15 protein-coding genes and 5 tRNA genes are annotated in these 17,595 nt (G+C 66.4%); 16 read left to right on the top strand and 4 right to left on the bottom strand.

Going from position 1 to position 17,595, the window contains the following annotated elements; translation table 11 throughout:
• Nucleotides 1-3 precede the first annotated feature (3 nt).
• The 7 genes from HWX03_RS08455 (at nt 4) to HWX03_RS08485 (ending at nt 7,937) form a co-directional block, all read left to right on the top strand.
• Nucleotides 4-669 (top strand): winged helix-turn-helix domain-containing protein, encoded by a 666-nt coding sequence (locus HWX03_RS08455; RefSeq protein ID WP_175870965.1) that lies wholly within the window; start codon nt 4-6, stop codon nt 667-669.
• 235 nt (nt 670-904) lie between these two features.
• Nucleotides 905-1,261: a hypothetical protein gene (locus tag HWX03_RS08460; RefSeq protein ID WP_174431828.1), complete on the top strand. Its 357-nt coding sequence runs from the start codon at nt 905-907 to the stop codon at nt 1,259-1,261.
• Between the two features lie 140 nt (nt 1,262-1,401).
• Complete coding sequence (locus HWX03_RS08465; RefSeq protein ID WP_175870966.1) at nt 1,402-3,276, top strand: extracellular solute-binding protein; 1,875 nt, start codon at nt 1,402-1,404, stop codon at nt 3,274-3,276.
• 52 nt (nt 3,277-3,328) lie between these two features.
• Entirely contained in the window at nt 3,329-4,372 is a 1,044-nt protein-coding gene (locus tag HWX03_RS08470) for an ABC transporter permease subunit (RefSeq protein WP_175870967.1), read from the top strand.
• A 48-nt stretch (nt 4,373-4,420) separates the two neighbouring features.
• Nucleotides 4,421-5,518 (top strand): ABC transporter permease, encoded by a 1,098-nt coding sequence (locus HWX03_RS08475; RefSeq protein WP_175870968.1) that lies wholly within the window; start codon nt 4,421-4,423, stop codon nt 5,516-5,518.
• Nucleotides 5,515-7,137 (top strand): dipeptide ABC transporter ATP-binding protein, encoded by a 1,623-nt coding sequence (locus HWX03_RS08480; RefSeq protein WP_175870969.1) that lies wholly within the window; start codon nt 5,515-5,517, stop codon nt 7,135-7,137. The genes HWX03_RS08475 and HWX03_RS08480 overlap by 4 nt, the downstream gene beginning before the upstream one ends.
• A 128-nt stretch (nt 7,138-7,265) precedes the next feature.
• Complete coding sequence (locus HWX03_RS08485; protein WP_174390220.1) at nt 7,266-7,937, top strand: C40 family peptidase; 672 nt, start codon at nt 7,266-7,268, stop codon at nt 7,935-7,937.
• Nucleotides 7,938-8,090: 153 nt separating this feature from the next.
• On the opposite strand, the gene HWX03_RS08490 is transcribed toward HWX03_RS08485, so the two are convergent.
• Nucleotides 8,091-9,008, bottom strand: a complete 918-nt coding sequence (locus tag HWX03_RS08490) for a patatin-like phospholipase family protein (protein WP_175870970.1) — start codon at nt 9,006-9,008, stop codon at nt 8,091-8,093.
• A gap of 279 nt (nt 9,009-9,287) precedes the next feature.
• On the opposite strand from HWX03_RS08490, the gene gltX reads away from it, so the two are divergent.
• From gltX to HWX03_RS08525, 7 genes are all read left to right on the top strand, one after another.
• A complete protein-coding gene (gltX, locus tag HWX03_RS08495) occupies nt 9,288-10,697 on the top strand; it encodes a glutamate--tRNA ligase (protein ID WP_175870971.1) in 1,410 nt (469 codons plus the stop codon).
• 128 nt (nt 10,698-10,825) lie between these two features.
• Nucleotides 10,826-10,901: transfer RNA gene (locus HWX03_RS08500), tRNA-Ala, on the top strand.
• Between the two features lie 137 nt (nt 10,902-11,038).
• Nucleotides 11,039-11,114, top strand: a tRNA-Glu gene (locus tag HWX03_RS08505).
• Nucleotides 11,115-11,192: 78 nt separating this feature from the next.
• Nucleotides 11,193-11,269 (top strand) — tRNA-Asp (locus HWX03_RS08510).
• A 63-nt stretch (nt 11,270-11,332) separates the two neighbouring features.
• Nucleotides 11,333-11,408, top strand: a tRNA-Glu gene (locus HWX03_RS08515).
• A 73-nt stretch (nt 11,409-11,481) separates the two neighbouring features.
• Nucleotides 11,482-11,558 (top strand) — tRNA-Asp (locus HWX03_RS08520).
• Nucleotides 11,559-11,908: 350 nt separating this feature from the next.
• A complete protein-coding gene (locus HWX03_RS08525; RefSeq protein ID WP_174390223.1) occupies nt 11,909-12,373 on the top strand; it encodes a GNAT family N-acetyltransferase in 465 nt (154 codons plus the stop codon).
• A 25-nt stretch (nt 12,374-12,398) separates the two neighbouring features.
• Here the strand turns inward: HWX03_RS08525 and HWX03_RS08530 are convergent, their stop codons facing one another.
• Nucleotides 12,399-13,280, bottom strand: coding sequence for a helix-turn-helix transcriptional regulator (locus tag HWX03_RS08530; RefSeq protein WP_175870972.1), 882 nt, complete (start codon nt 13,278-13,280; stop codon nt 12,399-12,401).
• A 258-nt stretch (nt 13,281-13,538) separates the two neighbouring features.
• Between HWX03_RS08530 and HWX03_RS08535 the strand changes: the two genes are divergently transcribed.
• Nucleotides 13,539-13,952: a gamma-glutamylcyclotransferase family protein gene (locus HWX03_RS08535; RefSeq protein ID WP_174390225.1), complete on the top strand. Its 414-nt coding sequence runs from the start codon at nt 13,539-13,541 to the stop codon at nt 13,950-13,952.
• Between the two features lie 129 nt (nt 13,953-14,081).
• Here the strand turns inward: HWX03_RS08535 and aceB are convergent, their stop codons facing one another.
• Both aceB and HWX03_RS08545 read right to left on the bottom strand, forming a co-directional pair.
• Complete coding sequence (gene aceB / locus HWX03_RS08540) at nt 14,082-15,674, bottom strand: malate synthase A (protein WP_175870973.1); 1,593 nt, start codon at nt 15,672-15,674, stop codon at nt 14,082-14,084.
• A gap of 67 nt (nt 15,675-15,741) precedes the next feature.
• Nucleotides 15,742-16,503 carry a haloacid dehalogenase type II gene (locus tag HWX03_RS08545; RefSeq protein ID WP_175870974.1) on the bottom strand — a complete coding sequence of 254 codons (762 nt, stop codon included), beginning with the start codon at nt 16,501-16,503 and terminating at the stop codon, nt 15,742-15,744.
• 155 nt (nt 16,504-16,658) lie between these two features.
• On the opposite strand from HWX03_RS08545, the gene HWX03_RS08550 reads away from it, so the two are divergent.
• The gene (locus HWX03_RS08550; protein WP_175870975.1) at nt 16,659-17,564 is read left to right on the top strand and encodes a LysR family transcriptional regulator; all 906 of its coding nucleotides are present in this window, start codon (nt 16,659-16,661) and stop codon (nt 17,562-17,564) included.
• Nucleotides 17,565-17,595 lie beyond the last annotated feature (31 nt).

Genomic DNA, 17,595 nt, shown 5'->3' on the forward strand with positions numbered 1-17,595 from the left:
TCGATGCGCATCCTGCTGATTGCTCCGCCGACTCCGGACGCGTTGCGGCTCGACAAGGCGTTTCGAGAGAGCATGCACGGCGTCGAGCGCGTCGGCGAATGGCGCGACGGCTGTTTCGCGGCGACGCAGGAGCGGTTCGACGCGCTCGTGATCGTCGCGACCGATGGTGCTTCCACGCCGGCGATTCTCGACGGATTGCCACTGCTCGCCGCGTCGGCTGGCAGCGCCACGATCGTCGCGATCGTCGCCGGCACAACGTCCGCCCAGCGCGCGCAGATGCTCAAGGCCGGCTGCGATGTATGTCTTGCCTATCCGTATTCGTTCGTCGAATTGCACGAGCGGTTGCACGCGCTATGGCGCCGCGCGGGCATCATCGCGATGCGTGAATCGATCCGGCTCGACACGGCGACGCGCGCACTCGACGAGCGTGGCCGGCGGCTCGCGCTCAGCGCACGGGAGTTTCGCGTGGTCGAATGCCTGCTGCGCGAAGCAGGGCGGCCGGTCGGGCGCGACGCCGTGCTGCGTTATGCCTGGGACGATGCCGACATCGAACCCGAAACGGTCAATGCGCTGGTCGTACGGTTGCGGCGCAAGCTGGCCGCGCATGCGTTTTCCGCGCGGATCGAAACGGTTGCGCGATTCGGCTTCCGGTTCGACACGGGCGGATGACGGGTGCGGATATCGACGCTCGAGCGGAGGAATATCCTGACGATCCCGGCGTTGCGGAACGACTGCGACTCGATGTGCGCGGGCTCGGACGGCAAATCGGCATCGATTGTTACAAGACGTTAGCGCGGGCTTCCCGTTGCGATGCCGCGCATCAGTTCTTACAAACTTGAAATATGCGGGGGCGGCGCTTGCCGCTATAGTCGAATCACACATGACACAACCAGAAGAGGAATCCATGAAGACTTTGCGTGTTGCCTCGCTCCTGACCGGTATGACGGCCTTGCTCGTGTCGGGCGCAGCAATGGCGGGAGTCAATGTCGGGATCAACGTCGGCGTGCCGGCACCGGTCTACGTCGCGCCCGCGCCCGTGTATGCGCCGCCGCCTCCGCCGGTCGTCTATCAGCCGGCGCCTGTCTATGCACCGGCGCCCGTGTACGCACCGGCGGTCGTGATCGGCTGGCACGGCGACCGCTACTGGGACGGCCGCCGCTACTGGGGCCGCGACGAGTGGTACCGCCGTCACGGCCGCGGCTGGGGCGGCGATCGCGGTCACGGTCACTGGGACAACGGCCGCCACAACGGCTGGCGCTGATCGGCCGGTCGCGCATGCGTGCCGCGTGCGCGACAACTGCTCGTGAGAAAACCGCCCGCGTGGCGGTTTTCTTTTGGCTCGACGGATTGAATGGGTAGAATCGTTCCACGTTACTACCCTCATTCGACCGAAGAGCCTCTATGACGAAGGGTTCGCCCCGGGCCGCCGCCGCGCGCGCCTGCCTCGGCGCGCTGCGGGCCGCCGGCCGCGTGGCCGCGGTGCTGGCGCTGCACGCGGCGCTGGCCGCGCCGGCCGCGCACGCGGCCTACGCCATTGCGCAGTACGGCGAGCCGAAGTATCCGCCGGGCTTCAGGCATTTCGACTACGTGAACCCCGACGCGCCGAAGGGCGGCACGCTCGTGCTCGCGAACCCGAGCCGGCTGATGTCGTTCGACAAGTTCAATCCGTTCACGATGCGCGGCAACACCGCACCCGGCATCGACATGCTGTTCGAGAGCCTCGCGACCGGCAGCTCCGACGAACCGGCGTCCGCATACGGGCTGCTGGCCGACGACATCGACGTCGCGCCGGACCGCCGCTCGGTCACGTTCCACCTGAATCCGCGCGCACGCTTCTCGAACGGCGATCGCGTCACGGCCGACGACGTCAAGTTTTCGTTCGACACGCTGAAGAGCAAGCAGGCCGCACCGCAGTTCGGTGCGTATTTCGCGGAGATCGCGAAGGCCGTGGTCGTCGATCCGGCGACCGTGCGGTTCGAGTTCCGCAGCGCAAATCGCGAGCTGCCGCTGATCGCCGGGGGGATGCAGGTATTTTCACGCAAGTGGGGATTGCGCGCGGACGGCTCGCGCATCCCGTTCGACCAGCTCGCGTTCGAGCAGCCGATTGGCAGCGGCCCGTACGTGATCGAGCGCTACGACAACGGCCGCAATATCACCTACCGGCGCAATTCCGCGTACTGGGGCGCCGACCTGCCGGTGCGAGTCGGCACCCACAACTTCGATCGGATCGTCTACAAGCTGTACGGCGAGGGCGTCGCGCGTCTCGAGGGGTTCAAGGCGGGTGAATATGATGTGCTCGTCGAGAACATTGCGCGCAATTGGGTACGGCAGGATGTCGGCAAGCGTTTCGACAGCGGCGAGTTGATCAAGCGCGAGTTCCGGCAGCACAACGGCGCGGGCATGCAGGGGTTCTTCATGAACCTGCGCCGGCCGCTGTTTCGCGACGTGCGCGTGCGCCAGGCGCTTGATCTTGCGCTCGACTTCGAATGGTTGAATCGCCAGCTGTTCTATGGCGGTTATACGCGCCTCGACAGTTATTTCGCCGACACCGACCTGCAGGCGACCGGTCTGCCGGGGCCGGGCGAACTCAAGCTGCTCGAACCGCTGCGGGCGCAGCTCGACCCGGCCGTGTTCGGCCCGATGGTCGTGCAGCCAAACACGAATCCGCCGAATTCGCTACGCGCGAACCTGCTGAAGGCGCGGGAGTTGCTTGCGCAGGCAGGCTGGACCTATCGCGACGGCGCGTTGCGCAATGCGCAAGGAGAGCCGTTCACATTCGAGATCCTCGACGATGCGGGTTCTCCGTTCAAGGGGATCGTTGCAGCCTACCAGCGCAACCTCGCGAAGCTCGGCATCGACGTGCGCTTTCGCACGGCCGATTACGCGCTGCTGCAAAAGCGCCTCGACGCGTTCGACTACGACATGACGCCGATCCGCTACATCGGCGTACAGATGCCCGGCAGCGAACAGTTCGCGCGTTACGGCAGCAAGTTCGCGGATGAACCGGGATCGGACAACGTCATTGGGCTGAAGTCGCCGGCCGTCGACGCGTTGCTGCATGCCCTCGGCACCGCGCAGACGCGCGAGGAACTGCTCGACGCGACGCACGCGCTCGATCGCGTGCTGATGCACGGCTACTACGCGGTCCCGCAGTGGTACAGCACGACGCACCGCGTCGCGTACAGGCGCACGCTCGCCTATCCGCAGACGCTGCCGCTGTACTATTCGGCCGAGGGCTGGGTCGTGTCGACCTGGTGGGCGAAGCCCGATCACTGAGCCGCGCCGGCCCTACGTCCAACCCCGCCACCCGATCACGAGTCGACGCCCTATGTGGAGCTACATCCTCAAACGCCTGCTGCTGATGATCCCGACGCTCGTCGGCGTGCTGACGCTCACGTTCGCGGTGATCCAGTTCGTGCCGGGCGGCCCGGTCGAGCAGGCCGTGCAGGAGTTGCGCAAGGGCGCGACGGAGCAGGGCGCGACGCCGTTCGGGATGCGCGCGCACACCGGCGTCGACGCGCAGCAGCTCGCGCAGCTCAAGGCGCTGTACGGTTTCGACAAGCCGCCGCTCGAACGCTACTGGCTGATGCTGAAGCGCTTCGCGCGCTTCGATCTCGGCGACAGCTATTTCCGTCACCAGAGCGTGTGGTCGCTGGTCGTGCAGAAGCTGCCCGTGTCGATCAGCATCGGGCTGTGGACGTTCTTCCTCACGTACCTGATCTCGGTGCCGCTCGGTATCGCGAAGGCGGTGCGCAACGGTTCGCCGTTCGACGTCGCGACGAGTCTCGTCGTGCTCGTCGGCTATGCGATTCCGGGCTTCGTGCTCGGCGTGCTGCTGCTCGTGCTGTTCGGCGGCGGCTCGTTCTGGCAGCTCTTTCCGCTGCGCGGCCTCACGTCGGACAACTTCGCGCAGCTGTCGCTCGCCGGCAAGGTGCTCGACTACCTGTGGCACATCGCGCTGCCGATCACCGCGTCGGTCGTCGGCAGCTTCGCGGTCGTCACGATGCTCACGAAGAACGCGTTCCTCGACCAGATCCGCCGGCAATACGTGCTGACCGCGCGCGCGAAGGGGCTCTCCGAGCGCAGCGTGCTGTGGAAGCACGTGTTCCGCAATGCGATGCTGCCGCTGATCGTCGGCTTCCCGGCCGCGTTCATCGGTGCGTTCTTCACGGGCAGCCTGCTGATCGAGACGCTGTTCTCGCTCGACGGCCTCGGGCTGCTGTCGTACGAATCGGTGGTGCGGCGCGACTATCCGGTCGTGCTCGGCACGCTGTACCTGTTCACGCTGATCGGGCTCGCGACCAAGCTGATCTCCGATCTTTGCTATGTGTGGGTCGATCCGCGCATTCAATTCGACAACCTGGAGCGCTGACATGAAACGAGCCATTCGCATGCCCGGCGCCAGCCGGCGAGGCGCGCGATGAACCGGGCCGTCGCCTCTACCCGCATCGAAGCCGCGCGGGCGCGCGTGTCGCCGTCGCCCACCCGCCGCGTGTGGCAGCGCTTCAGGCAGCAGCGTCTCGGCTACTGGAGCTTCGTGATCTTCGTCGTGGCCTTTGCCGCGAGCCTCGCGGCGCCGCTGTGGTCGAACGACAAGCCGCTCGTCGTGCGCTACGACGGGCAGACCTATTTCCCGATGTTCCATGCGTACCCGGAGACGACCTTCGGCGGCGATTTCCCGACGCCGGCCGACTATCTCGATCCGTACGTGCGCAAGCGGCTCGAGGCGCCCGGCAACTTCGTCGTCTATCCGCCGAACCGCTATTACTACGACACGCTGAACTACTTCTCGAACGTGCCGAACCCGGCGCCGCCGTCGCGCGAGAACTGGCTCGGCACCGATGCGCAGGGCCGCGACCTGCTCGCGCGGCTCGTGTACGGGTTCCGCATCTCGGTCGAGTTCGGGCTGATCCTGACCGTGATCGGCACGCTGCTCGGGATCGCCGCGGGCGCCGTGCAAGGCTTCTTCGGCGGGCGCATCGACATCGTCGGGCAGCGGCTGATCGAGATCTGGAGCTCGTTGCCGGAGCTGTACCTGCTGATCATCTTCGCGTCGATCTTCGAGCCGAGCTTCCTGCTGCTGATCGTGCTGCTGTCGCTGTTCGGCTGGATCGGCCTCGCCGACTACGTGCGCGCGGAATTCCTGCGCAACCGCACGCAGGACTACGTGCGCGCGGCCCGTGCGATGGGGCTCACGAACGGGCAGATCATCTGGCGCCACGTGCTGCCGAACAGTCTCACGCCGGTGATCACGTTCCTGCCGTTCCGGATGAGCGGCTCGATCCTCGCGCTGACGAGCCTCGACTTCCTCGGGCTCGGCGTGCCGCCGCCGACGCCGAGCCTCGGCGAGCTGCTCGCGCAGGGCAAGGGCAACCTCGATGCGTGGTGGATCTCGCTGTCGACGTTCGGCGTGCTGGTCGCGACGCTGCTGCTGCTGACCTTCATGGGCGATGCACTGCGCAACGCGCTCGACACGCGGATCGCCGATTCGGTGCGCGCAGCGGGAGGCCAGCGATGAGCGACGCGGTCGTATCGAAGGCGGACGAACCGCTGCTGTCGCTCGAGCATCTGCATGTGCGCTTCGGCGACACGGTGGCCGTCGACGACGTGACGCTCGCGATCGGGCGCGGCGAGCGGGTCGCGCTCGTCGGCGAGTCGGGGTCCGGCAAGAGCGTGACCGCGCTGTCGATCCTGCGGTTGCTGCACGACGCCGAAGTCGGCGGCGCGATCCGCTTCGCGGGGCAGGACCTGATGGGCAAGAGCGAGCGCGAGATGCGCGGGCTGCGCGGCTCGGACATCGCGATGATCTTCCAGGAGCCGATGACGGCGCTCAACCCGCTGTATACGATCGGCGTGCAGATCGGCGAGACGATCGTGCTGCACGACGGCGTATCGGCCGTGGAGGCGCGCAAGCGCACGATCGCATTGCTCGCGCGCACCGGCATCGCGGAGCCCGAGCGGCGCGTCGACAGCTACCCGCACCAGTTGTCGGGCGGCCAGCGGCAGCGCGCGATGATCGCGATGGCGCTCGCGTGCCGGCCGCGCCTGCTGCTGGCCGACGAGCCGACCACCGCGCTCGACGTGACGATCCGCGCGCAGATCGTCGACCTGCTGCTGGAGCTGCAGCGCGACGAAGCGGAAAAGCGCGGGATGTCGATCCTGCTGATCACGCACGACCTGAATCTCGTGCGGCACTTCGCGGAGCGCGTCGCGGTGATGGAGCACGGCCGGCTCGTCGAGAGCGGGCCGGTCGAGCGGATCTTCGCGGCGCCCGAGCATCCGTACACGCAGCGGCTGCTGAACAGCCGGCCGCAGCGCACAGTCACGCCGGTAATGCCGATCGCGCCCGTCGTGCTCGACGCGCGCCACGTGAGCGTGCAGTTCGCGCGCAAGCGGCCGGGCTTCGCGGGCTGGTTCGGCACGGTGCCGGTGACGGCCGTTGCCGACGTGTCGGTGTCGGTGAGGCAGGGCGAAACGCTCGGCATCGTCGGCGAATCGGGATCGGGGAAATCGACGCTCGCGATGGCGCTGCTCGGGCTGCAGAAGACGGCCGGCGGCGAGATCGAATTCCAGGGACGCGCGCTGTCGACCTATCGCGGCCGCGAACAGACCGCGCTGCGCTCGAACATGCAGGTGGTCTTTCAGGATCCATTCAGTTCGCTTTCGCCGCGTCACACGATCGAGCGGATCGTCGGCGAGGGGCTCGAGCTGCATCGCCCGGACATGACGCCCGACGCGCGCCGCGCGAAGTCGCTCGCGGTGCTGCGCGAAGTCGGCCTCGACCGTACGGTGCTGCATCGTTATCCGCACGAATTCTCGGGCGGCCAGCGCCAGCGGATCGCGATCGCGCGCGCGCTGGTGCTGGAGCCGCGCATCCTGATCCTCGACGAGCCGACGTCGGCGCTCGACGTGTCGATCCAGCAGCAGGTGCTGAAGCTGCTCGCGAATTTGCAACAGAAATACAACCTCGGCTATGTCTTCATCAGCCACGACCTGGAGGTGATCGGCGCGATGGCGCACCGCGTCGCGGTGATGCAGGACGGCGCCGTCGTCGAGTCGGGGGAGGTGTCCGAGATCTTCGCCAGACCGTCACATCCTTACACACAAAAGCTGTTGAAAGCGGTCTGGAAAGCGTGATAGGCGTCCAATGGTCTGACCATCTCGATTGTATTTATTAATTTGTTTTGACAAACGATTACGCGCTGGCTAGTATCGACCGAAATTTTCCGCCAATCAGCTGATTTTTAAGCAAATTCCATCGACCAATGCAGCATCGATCCCTGACCCAGGCATGCGCGCGCACCATCGCCGGGCTCTTCATCGGCGCCCTGTTCGCAGCAGCTCCCGGCGCGTTCGCCGACGAAGTCAGCAGTTTTAACCAGAATGTCACCAATTCGACTCAAATCGGGTCGGGTGCCTCCCTCCAGCAGACCAGCGCGCAGCCGTCGAGCGGCGGTGCGAAGTCGTTCCTTGCCGGCATGGCGGGCAAGGCAGGCGACGTGGTGGTCGGCGCGCTGAACATGATCGGCGTGCGCTATCGCTGGGGCGGCAACTCGCCGGATTCGGGCCTCGACTGCAGCGGCTTCGTGCGCTACGTGTTCCAGGACACGCTCGGCATGTCGCTGCCGCGTCGCGCGGAAGAAATGAGCCGCGTCGGCGAGAAGGTGAGCATGAGCAACCTGAAGCCGGGCGATCTCGTGTTCTTCAACACGATGCGCCGCACGTTCTCGCACGTCGGCATCTACATCGGCGACAACAAGTTCGTGCATTCGCCGTCGACGGGCAGCACCGTCCGCGTCGACGATCTCGACAGCGGCTACTGGGAAAAGCGTTTCACCGGCGCGCGCCGGATCGAATCGGAATTCCCGATGAAGCCGGAAGACTTGCGGCGTGTGCGCGCGACGATCGGCGACGATTCGGCGAACGGCAACAACTGACGGTTGCCGGCTGGTCGGGCCGGACGATAAAAAACCCTGTCACCGAAAGGCGGCAGGGTTTTTTGTTTTGGGGCCGGCGCGGCCGACGAGGCGGAAGTCGTTCCGTCGGCCACCGGGAGGCGGCGTGTGCCGCGGCCTCCCGCACCTCGCGGCTTACGCGGTCGTAGCCACGCCGCGTGCCGCCGCAAGCTTGCGCTGCAGTTCCGGCATGATGCGCGCGACCGCTTCCTCGCCCGCGAGGATCGCCGCGTTGCGCTGGTTGAAGTCGCTGCCGCCCATCGCCGCGAGGTTCGGGCGAATCACGACGTCCGCATACTTGTCGAGCTCGTAGGTCTTGATCGTCTGGCCCATGATCGTGAAGGTCTGCAGCAGCATCTCGATCGGGTTGTTGGTCGCCGCGCCGTCCGGCCGGGCCGAGATGTCGACCGCGATCACGAAGCTCGCGCCCATCTTGCGCGCGAACGACGCCGGCACCGGGCTCACCAGGCCGCCGTCCACATATTCGCGATTGCCGATCTTCACCGGCTCGAACACCGACGGCACGCTGCACGATGCGCGTACCGCGAGCCCGGTATTGCCTTGCTGGAACAGGATCGGCTGGCCGCTTTGCAGGTCCGTCGCGACGATGCCGAGCGGCTTCGCCATCTTCTCGATCGGCCGGTTGTTGAGCGTCTTGTTCAGGAAGTTCTGCAGCGCGACGCCTTGCAGCAGGCCGCGCGAGCGAAACGGCAGCGCCCAGTCGCTGATCGACGCCTGGTCCATGTCGAGCGCGATCTTGTTGATCTGCAGCGCGCTCATGCCGGACGCGTAGAGCGCGCCGACCACCGAGCCCGCGCTCGTCCCGGCGACGATCTCGATCGGAATGCCGCGCGCCTCGAGCGCCTTCAGCACGCCGATGTGCGAGAAGCCGCGCGCGGCGCCGCCGCCGAGCGCGATGCCGATCTTGACGGGCTTCTCCTGCGGCAGGGCCGTGCCGGAGCGGGATTTGTCGCCGAAGGACGTACAGGCGGCGAGGCTGGCGGACGCGCACGCGATCGTGAAGTGGCGGCGCGACAGGCGAGGGGACGACATCGAATGGTTCTCCGGCGGCTTGGCGGCGGGTTACACGGCCCGCGGCGGCGATAGGTTCCGAGCGGCCGCGCAGCGGGTTCCGTGCGGCCGGCGCCGCGCCGGCTGGCGGCCGCGGCGCGCACATCATAAAGCAAGCGGTGCGCTTGGCGCGATGTCCGGCGCGAGTATAATTCCGGCTTCTTTCCCGTTCCGGGCGTCGCCGGCTCCGTTGCTGTCCGGGCTGCCGTCGTCGTCCCGCGTCGAATCATTCATGCGCCCCAGGCGTTCGAGTTACCGTTTATGACCCGTCCTGTCCGTACCCGCTTCGCGCCGAGTCCCACCGGCTTCATCCACCTCGGCAACATCCGCTCCGCGCTTTATCCGTGGGCGTTCGCCCGCAAGATGAAAGGCACGTTCGTGCTGCGCATCGAGGATACCGACGTCGAGCGCTCGTCGCAGGAAGCGGTCGATGCGATCCTCGAAGGGATGCAATGGCTCGGGCTGGATTTCGACGAAGGGCCGATCTACCAGATGCAGCGGATGGACCGCTATCGCGAAGTGCTCGCGCAGATGCTCGAGAAGGGCCTCGCGTACCCGTGCTACATGTCGGCCGAGGAACTCGACGCGCTGCGCGAACGCCAGCGCGAAGCCGGCCTGAAGCCGCGCTACGACGGCACGTGGCGTCCGGAGCCGGGCAAGGTGCTGCCGGAGCCGCCGGCCGGCGTGAAGCCGGTGCTGCGCTTCCGCAACCCGCTGACGGGCACGGTCGTGTGGGACGACGCGGTGAAGGGGCGTGTCGAGATCTCGAACGAGGAACTCGACGACCTCGTGATCGCGCGCCCGGACGGCACGCCGATCTACAACTTCTGCGTGGTGGTGGACGATATGGACATGGGCATCACGCACGTGATCCGTGGCGACGACCACGTGAACAACACGCCGCGCCAGATCAACATCCTGAATGCGCTCGGCGGCGAGCCGCCCGTCTATGCGCACCTGCCGACCGTGCTGAACGAGCAGGGCGAGAAGATGAGCAAGCGGCATGGCGCGATGAGCGTGATGGCGTACCGCGACGCGGGCTTCCTGCCGGAGGCCGTCGTCAACTATCTCGCGCGTCTGGGCTGGTCGCACGGCGACGCCGAGATCTTCTCGCGCGAGCAGTTCGTCGAATGGTTCGATCTCGAGCATCTCGGCAAGTCGCCCGCGCAGTACGACCACAGCAAGCTGAGCTGGCTGAACGCGCATTACATCAAGGAAGCCGACAACGCGCGCCTCGCCGAACTCGCGAAACCGTTCCTCGCGGCGCTCGGCATCGAAGACGCGGCGATCGCGACGGGCCCCGCGCTCGACGCGGTGGTCGGCCTGATGAAGGATCGTGCGACGACGGTCAAGGAGATCGCGGAAGGCGCGACGATGTTCTACCGCGTGCCGGCGCCCGAGGCCGATGCGCTCGCGCAGCACGTGACCGATGCGGTGCGCCCGGCGCTGGCCGATCTCGTCGCCGCGCTGAAGGCGGCCGACTGGACGAAGGAAGCGGTGTCCGCCGCATTGAAGGCGACGCTCGCCACGCACAAGCTGAAGATGCCGCAGCTCGCGATGCCGGTGCGTCTGCTGGTGGCGGGCACGACGCACACGCCGTCGATCGACGCGGTGCTCGTGCTGTTCGGTCGCGACGTCGTGGTGTCGCGCATCGAGGCTGCGCTGACCTGACGTTCGTATGCGAGCGAAGCTGTCCGCGCGTGAGTGCGCGGCGGCTTCGCAAAAAATTTCGTGCGAATCGTAAAAAGGGTATTTACAAGTTCAGAATCGGTCCATATAATCTCATTTCTGTTCTGCAAGGGGGTATAGCTCAGCTGGGAGAGCGCTTGCATGGCATGCAAGAGGTCAGCGGTTCGATCCCGCTTACCTCCACCAACAGAACAAGCTGGATTGATTTGCGAAGTAGCGGTAGTAATAAATGCTTCACAAAATGATTCAAAGCAGTTAGAATTTCGGCCTTCGCTGTTGACCGGAAGTAAATAGCGAAAGTCAGACAAATCTGAAAAGATTTTGTCCCCTTCGTCTAGAGGCCTAGGACATCACCCTTTCACGGTGAGTACAGGGGTTCGAATCCCCTAGGGGACGCCAGATTCAGCGGCGTTTCGTAGAAGTGTCGCAAGGCTTGCAGGAACGTAACCGACGTCCTGCAGGTTGGGTAAGAAAGCTGGAGCGGTAGTTCAGTCGGTTAGAATACCGGCCTGTCACGCCGGGGGTCGCGGGTTCGAGTCCCGTCCGCTCCGCCAGAACGAAGCCCGTTCAAGACGTTTTTGAGCGGGCTTTTGTATTAAAGATGTAAGCAGTACGTTGTCCCCTTCGTCTAGAGGCCTAGGACATCACCCTTTCACGGTGAGTACAGGGGTTCGAATCCCCTAGGGGACGCCAGATTTCGGCGTCGTTCGAACAAACGACGCGCCGGCAGGAAGTAACCGACGCCTGCCAGGCAAGCAGCAAGACTGGAGCGGTAGTTCAGTTGGTTAGAATACCGGCCTGTCACGCCGGGGGTCGCGGGTTCGAGTCCCGTCCGCTCCGCCAGTAAATGAAGAAGCCCGCCTTGCGCGGGCTTTTTCATTGGTATCGCTCGTTGTGCCCGCTCGCGGGCACGTGATTGCGGAGTGGAGGAAGCCGTCTGCGCGGCTTCCGGCGGGACTCGAAGGGCTGCGCTTGCAAACGCAGCCGCGGCCTGCGGGAGGTAGGCGAGTCCCGTCCGCTCCGCCAGAAAATGAAGAAGCCCGCCTCGTGCGGGCTTTTTCATTGGCACTTCTGGGGGCGTCTTCCGCCCATATCACGTGCTGCATCGGATATCGCGCCCCTACGAGAAATTCGCGATTGCATCCGCACGCGACTACGCTATCGTGGCGGGATGCGTTTCTGACTCCTGCACGATGCTCGATCCGACCGACCTGCGACTCCTGTATCAGCTCCGGCCCGCGGAGCCCGGCGATTTTCCGTATGCCGAAGCGTTGACGCACGGCAACATGGGCGGCTACTACAAGCGCCATGGGCTCGTGTGGCGCAGCGACCTGTTCTATGCGAGCTGGCGCGAATCCGAGAACTTCATCCTCGAGGCCGATGGCGAGCGCATCGGCGTGCTGCGCGTGACCGAGGAGGGTGATTCGCTGCATATCCGCGACGTGCAGATCGCGGCCGGCCATCGCGGGCAGGGCGCCGGCAGCTACATGCTCGAGATGTCGCATCGCTGGGCGCGTGCGCGCGGGCTGCACGAACTGCAGTTGCGCGTGTTCGTCGACAATCCTGCCGCGCGTTTGTACCTGCGCATGGGCTACCAGGTCACCGGGCCGCGGCTCGCGCAACTCGGCTCGATCCGGCACATGGTGCGGCCGGTCTGAGGGGCCGGCGCGCGGGAGCGCGCAATCAGCGCACCGTGTCGATCGCGTCGTCGTCGTCCGGCGTTTCGTTTTCCGCGACGCCGCCTTCCGGGCCTCGATGCTCGTAGCCGCGCAGCATGAACGCGCGCGGGCTTTCGCCGAATGCGCGGCGGAACATGGCCGAGAACGCGCTCTGGCTCTGGTAGCCGAGCTCACGCGCGATATGCGACAGCGGGCGCCCCTGGTTCAGCAGCGGGATCGCCCGCGCGAGCAGCGCCTGCTGGCGCCACTGCGAAAAGCTCACGCCCAGTTCCTGCTTGAAGAGCCGCGATATCGTGCGCGTGCTCGCGCCGACCTCGCTCGCCCAGTGCTCGAGCGACTCCGCATGCGCGGGGTGCGCGAGTACCGCTTCGCACAGCAGGCGCAGCCGTTTCTCGTCGGGCATCGGCACCGCGAGCGGCAACGGTTCGGCATGACTCAGTTCGTCGAGCACGAGCCCGCACAGCAGGCGCTCGCGTGCGGCGCTCAGGTCGCGCGCGTCGAGTGCGACGATCAGCTCGCGCAGCAGTCCCGTCACTTCGACGACACGACACGCATCGAGCCCGTCCGGCACGATCGACTCGTCGATATACAGCGTGCGCAGATAGGCCTCTTCGACGATCACGACTTCGTGCGACACGTGCGGCGGCACCCAGATCGCACGGGACGGCGGCACCATCCAGGTCGTGCCGGTCGTCGCGACGCGCAGCACGCCGCGCGACGCGTACGCGAGCTGCGCCCACGCATGCGTGTGCAGCGGAATGCGGCGGCCGGCATCGACCTGTCGTGCGCGCACGCGCATCGGATGGACGGCGGTCGGCGCGAATTCCGGCGGGATGTCGATGACGTCGTACGGGTTCGATACGTCGGCTTGGGCGGGCGGATTCATGAACGGTTCGGGCGGCGCGGCGGCGATGCCGTTATTTTAGAAGGCGCCGCGCTTGCGCATGCGGCGGTTTTTCGGGCCATCATGCCGGGTTCAAATGAACTTTGTGTGGGCACCGGCGAATCCGGGGCGGCTGCCCGCGCCGACGGTTCGAACCATCAGGCCGGTATCGCGGTCTATCGATGCGTGCGCAATTGCACGCCCATCGCGCACCGATCGCACGCGAACACGGCAACACACGAATCGAAGAGGAGAACCACGATGCGCCACGTATTCGTCTATGGCACCTTGAGAGCCGGACAGGCCAACGACATCGGCCATGCGGCCGCCCGCCACGGAATCGCCGCGCCGACGCTGCTGGGCGCCGCCGCGCTGCCGGGCGAACTGGTCGATTTCGGCACGTATCCGGGCATGATCGCCGGGCCGGCCGGCAAGTCGCTGGTCTGGGGCGACGTCTACGAGGTCGACGAGCAACTCGTCCCGGTGCTCGACGAGATCGAGCGCGTCTATCCGGGCGTCGACTCGCTGTTCAAGCCGGAAGAGGTGACCGTCGAGCTCGGCGGCCGGCAGTACGCGTGCCTGTATTATCCGGTGGCCGCGCATGCGGCGGCCGGGCGCCCGCGCATCGCGTCGGGCGACTGGGTTCAGCACCGGCGCGAGCAGGAAGCCGCCTGAGCGTGCCTGCGGGCGGCGGCTGGATTCGCCGCAAAGAGAAAGCGCCCCGCGGGGCGCTTTTTTCATGCCGTCATCGCATGCGACCGCCGGCACGGCGTGGCCAGCCGGCGATCGCAGCAGACAGCGTCGTCAGATTTCCTCGTACAGCGGCAGCGTCAGGAATTCGGTGAAGCCTTCCGACGTCGACATCTGCTCGAAGATCGCCGCGGCGCGTTCGTATGGCTGCGTGTTGCCGCCGACCGAGCGCTTCACGTTGTCGAGCTCGGCCTTCGTGTATTCACGCACGAGTTCGGCCGTGACCTTGCGGCCGTCGTCGAGCACGCCCTTCGGCGAGCGGATCCATTGCCACACCTGCGAGCGGGAAATCTCGGCGGTGGCCGCGTCTTCCATCAGGTTGTGGATCGGCACGCAGCCGTTGCCGTCGAGCCACGCGCCGAGGTAGTGGATCCCGACGTTGATGTTGTTGCGCAGGCCGGCTTCGGTGATCGGCGCTTCCGGCTGGAAGTCGAGCAGGTTCCTGCCTTCGATCTGCACGTCGTCGCGCTGCTTCGCGATCTGGTTCGGCTTGTCGCCGAGCACCTTGACGAACTCTTCCATCGCGATCGGCACGAGGCCCGGGTGCGCGACCCAGCCGCCGTCGTAGCCGTCGGTCGCGTCGCGCTGCTTGTCCGAGCGCACGCCGCCCATCGCCTTGTCGTTCGCTTCCGGATCGTTCTTGATCGGGATCAGCGCGCTCATCCCGCCGATCGCCGGCGCGTTGCGCTTGTGGCAGGTCTTCAGCAGCAGCAGCGCATACGCACGCATGAACGGCACCGTCATCGTGATCTTCGAACGGTCGGCCAGGCAGAAGTCGCGGTCGTTCCTGAACTTCTTGATCGCCGAGAAGATGTAGTCCCAGCGGCCGGCGTTCAGGCCCGAGCTGTGTTCGCGCAGCTCGTACAGGATCTCGTCCATCTCGAACGCGGCGAGGATCGTCTCGACCAGCACCGTCGCGCGGATCGTGCCGCGCGGCACGCCGACCGCTTCCTGCGCGGCGACGAAGATGTCGTTCCACAGGCGCGCCTCGAGGTGGCTTTCCATCTTCGGCAGGTAGAAGTACGGGCCCGAGCCGCGCGCGATCAGTTCCTTCGCGTTGTGGAACAGGAACAGTGCGAAATCGAAGATGCCGCCGGACACGCGCTGGCCGTCGACCGTCACGTGCTTCTCGTCGAGGTGCCAGCCGCGCGGCCGCACGATCAGCGTCGCGACCTTGTCGTTCAGCCGGTACGACTTGCCGTTCTGCTCGAGCGAGATCGTGCGGCGCACCGCGTCCTTCAGGTTGATCTGGCCGTCGATCTGGTTCGTCCAGCTCGGCGCGTTCGAATCCTCGAAGTCCGTCATGTACGAATCGGCGCCCGAGTTCAGCGCGTTGATGATCATCTTGCGCTCGACGGGGCCCGTGATCTCGACCCGGCGGCATTGCAGGTCGGCCGGCAGCGGCGCGACCTTCCAGTCGCCTTCGCGGATCGCCTTCGTCTCGGCCAGGAAGTCGGGGCGCTCGCCTGCGTCGAGGCGTTTCGTGCGCTCGACGCGCGCCTGCAGCAGCGCCTGGCGGCGCGATTCGAACGTGCGGTGCAGCGCCGCGACGAGTGCCAGCGCGTCGGGCGTCAGGATGGCTTCGTAACCCGGCTTGATTTCGCCGGTGATCGTCATGCCTTGCGGCAGCGTGATCGGGGTGCTCATGAGTCTCATCTCCTTGGTCGGTCAGTTGCGGTTTCAGTGAAGGGGGAAGGCAGCAGCGCTGCGAACGTCATGCGCCCGGGCCGGGGCGCGCGCGGTTCGCGGGTCTGCCGGACGGAGCCGGGGTGGCGAGGAAGGCGAGCAGGTCGGCCATGCCGGTGCCCGTGCCGTCGGGCGGCGCGCCGAGTTCCTCGGCGGGCGCGCCCGTGCGGTTGAGCCAGAACGTCGTGTAGCCGAACCAGGTGGCGCCCGCGACGTCCCAGCCGTTCGACGACACGAACACGATGTCGCGCGGATTCGCGCCGAACGCGGCGGTGCCGAGCGCGTAGGCGGCCGGGCTCGGCTTGTACGCGCGCACCGCGTCGGCCGACAGCACGCGATCGAACAGGCCGGTCATGCCGGCGCTCTTGATCGCGATGTCGAGCATCTGCGGATTGCCGTTCGACAGGATCGCGAGCGGCGGGCGCGGGTCGAGCGCGCGCAGCTTGCGCAGCGCGGGCACCGTGTCGGGATAGGTCGACAGGCACGCATATTCGTCCATCAGCCGCTTCTCGGCCGCGCTGTTCAGCGCGAGGCCGAGCGCGCGCGCGGCGAACCGCAGCGCGTCGAGCGTGATGTCGCGGAACGGGCGATAGCGCGCGCCGGCCGGATCGGCGAGCGTGCGCAACTGCGAGTATTCGATTTGCTTGCGTCGCCACAGCTGCGACAACCGGTCCCCGTGACCGGGAAACATCTGCTCTGCCGCGGCCACGACCGCATGCACGTCGAACAACGTGCCGAATGCGTCGAAGAGGATGGCGTCGGGAGAGGAGAGTGTCGTTGTGGCCGACATAGCCTTGCGCTCCAGTTTCAGAGGTCGGGGTCGATTCTATTCGTGATCGAAGGTGCTAAAAAAGACGCTAATCATCACTTGATCTTTTACTTTCATATACCTAATCTCGAGCGGCTCAAGCTATTTGAAGGGCGGCGATGCCGTCCTCCCGACTTATGGACCGGTTCAAACAGATCGAAACGTTCGCCGCGGTCGCGGCCAAAGGCAGCCTGTCGGCGGCCGCGCACGCGGAAGGCGTCGCGCCGGCGATCATCGGCCGTCGCCTCGACGCGCTCGAGGAGCGGCTCGGCGTCAAGCTCCTGGTGCGCACGACGCGCAAGCTCACGCTGACGTTCGAAGGTTCGGCGTTCCTCGAGGATTGCCTGCGCATCATCAACGACATGCAGAACGCGGAGGCGAGCGTGTCCGCCGGCGGCGTGAAGGCGAGCGGCCACCTGCGGATTTCCGCGCCGGCCGGCTTCGGCCGGCGGCACGTCGCGCCGCTCGTGCCCGAATTCAGCGGCGCGCATCCGGACGTGTCGGTCACGCTCGACCTGTCCGACCGGATGGTCGACCTCGTCAACGAAGGGTTCGATTGCGCGGTGCGGCTCGGCGAGCTGCCCGATTCGTCGCTGGTGTCGCTGAAACTCGGCGAGAACCGCCGCGTGTGCGTCGCGTCGCCCGCGTATCTCGCGCGGCGCGGCACGCCGGCCACGCTCGCGGAACTCGCGCGTCACAACTGCCTCGCGCTCGCGGCGAATGCGAACCAGCAGCGCGGCTGGGCGTTCCTGGAGGACGACAAGGTGGTGTCGATCCGCGTGAACGGCACGATGGAATGCTCGGACGGCGCGGTGCTGCACGAGTGGTGCCTCGAGGGCTATGGCCTGGCGTGGCGCTCGTGGTGGGAAGTCGGCGAGGACATCGCGGCCGGCCGGCTCGTCAGCGTGCTCGATGCGTTCGCCGCGCCGCCGATCGGCATCCACGCGGTGTTTCCGCAGCGCCGGCATCTGCCGCTGCGGGTGCGCCTGTTTCTCGATTACCTGAAGCACACGTACGAGCGGCCCGGTTATTGGGGCGAGTAGGGCGCGCCCGCCCGGCGCGCGGGGCGGCGCC

It is taken from the genome of Burkholderia sp. BCC0397 (genome assembly GCF_902832865.1).
Lineage (GTDB): Bacteria > Pseudomonadota > Gammaproteobacteria > Burkholderiales > Burkholderiaceae > Burkholderia.